This window comes from Ralstonia sp. VS2407 (assembly GCF_052950655.1).
Genome location: NZ_JBRFVG010000078.1, coordinates 1 through 610, shown reverse-complemented (window position 1 = coordinate 610; position 610 = coordinate 1). Strand labels below are relative to the sequence as shown.

Annotated in this window: 2 protein-coding genes; both read left to right on the top strand. The window is 70.0% G+C overall.

Annotated elements, in window-relative coordinates; all coding sequences use genetic code 11:
• Window positions 1-171: 171 nt before the first annotated feature.
• Window positions 172-363, top strand: coding sequence for a hypothetical protein (locus ACU8YE_RS23930; protein WP_446929832.1), 192 nt, complete (start codon window positions 172-174; stop codon window positions 361-363).
• Window positions 360-569, top strand: a complete 210-nt coding sequence (locus tag ACU8YE_RS23925; RefSeq protein ID WP_446929830.1) for a hypothetical protein — start codon at window positions 360-362, stop codon at window positions 567-569. Before ACU8YE_RS23930 ends, ACU8YE_RS23925 begins: the two co-directional genes overlap by 4 nt.
• Window positions 570-610: the final 41 nt, after the last annotated feature.

Here is a 610-nt window from a genome sequence, read left to right as displayed (position 1 = left end):
GCGCCGGGACCGCCCGTTTCGGGACCGCGTCGCCACCGCCGGTCAAACTGTCCGCCGAGGAAGCGCACCGGTGCTTCGGCATCCGCATCGTCACAACGGCGTCGGACGAAGCGTTTCGGCACTACACCAAGCGCCGTGTGATCGCCGACGAGCTCGTGCGCGAGCGCTGACATGGACGCTGCGCCGCTGCCGTTTATCGCGTGCGCTTTCGTGCTCCTGATCGCGATCGCAGGCCTCGACGCCCATCACGGCGGCCGCGGCACCGAGCGCGCCATCCAGGATGTCCTGCTGATCGGCGCCCTGCACTTCGCGCTCGCGGCCTGCGTCCTGATCGCGGCCCTCTGCATGGGACACGCGGCATGAACACCGTCGTCGCCTTCGCTATGCTCTGCTCGGCGGCGATCGCCGGCTCGGACTGCGATCGCGCCAACGCGCTCGACATCCTCGAGCAGCCCTCCGCCTCCGTCGAGGCGTGCAAGCTGCTCGGCCAAGTCATGGCCGCCGAGGCATTCGGCGATCCGCGTGCGGGTCGCTACGTGAAGGTCGGCTGCCGGCGCCAGAAGCGCTGATGTCGTCCAATCGCCGCGTCGCCTGGGGCGCCGCCTTCAGC

What these genes read in the sequence shown, in the direction of transcription:
- ACU8YE_RS23930 (WP_446929832.1), top strand. Translation starts at nt 172, where the DNA reads ATGGACGCTGCGCCGCTGCCGTTTATCGCGTGCGCTTTCGTGCTCCTG.
- ACU8YE_RS23925 (WP_446929830.1), top strand. Translation starts at nt 360, where the DNA reads ATGAACACCGTCGTCGCCTTCGCTATGCTCTGCTCGGCGGCGATCGCC.